Below are 783 nucleotides of genomic sequence, written 5' to 3' on the forward strand. Positions count from 1 at the left end.
CTGTAGTAAAAACTGACATGGCCGAATTCACCCTGCACGACCTGCAATGCTTCGATGCAGTGGTCCGCACCGGCGGTTTTCAACCTGCGGCGGCCATGCTGTATCGCTCGCACCCGGCGGTGTTCGCCGCCGTCGCCAAGCTGGAACGACAGCTCGGCCTCATCCTTTTGGACCGCAGCGGCTATCGCGTGCGTCCGACCGAGGCCGGGCTTTCGTTCCACCGCCGAGCGCTATCGCTGCTGCGCGAGTTGGACGGTTTGCGCGTCCATGCCGCCCAGTTGGCGATGGGTGAGGAAAGCGAGATCCACGTGGTGATAGGCGACCTGTGCCCGCGCCCGCATGTGCTGGGCATGCTCGGGCGGTTCTTCGCACAGTGCCCCGGCACGCGCCTGCATCTGCATTTTGAAGCGGTGGGCGGCCCATGGGAGCGTCTATTCGATGACGAAGCCGATCTGATCCTGCACTGGGTCGACAAGGGCGATGCGCGGGTGGAATGGGTCGATCTGTGCAAGGTGTCCTTCATTCCCGTGGTGGCGCCGGGCTTTCTGCCCGGGCGTATCGAGCAGCCGATCACTCTGGATCAGATGCAGGCACTCACCCAATGCGTCATGCGCGACAGCGCCCGCCATTCGCCACAACAAAACTATTCGCTGATCGAAGGCGCGCCGCAATGCCTCGTCGCCGACCAGGGCATGAAGAAGGAGATCATCCTGCAGGGCCTTGGCTGGGGCCACCTGCCCCGCTTCCTGATCGAGGAAGAACTGCATGACGGGCGCCTGCAAT

General features: G+C 63.3%; 1 protein-coding gene. It reads left to right on the forward strand.

The features are described 5' to 3' along the window. Nucleotides 1-17: 17 nt before the first annotated feature. Nucleotides 18-783, forward strand: a 766-nt coding sequence (locus EN906_RS35920; protein ID WP_164777695.1) for a LysR family transcriptional regulator, incomplete at its 3' end; no start/stop codon positions are given.

The sequence above is a fragment of the Mesorhizobium sp. M7A.F.Ca.CA.004.06.1.1 genome (assembly GCF_003999135.1).
GTDB lineage: Bacteria > Pseudomonadota > Alphaproteobacteria > Rhizobiales > Rhizobiaceae > Mesorhizobium.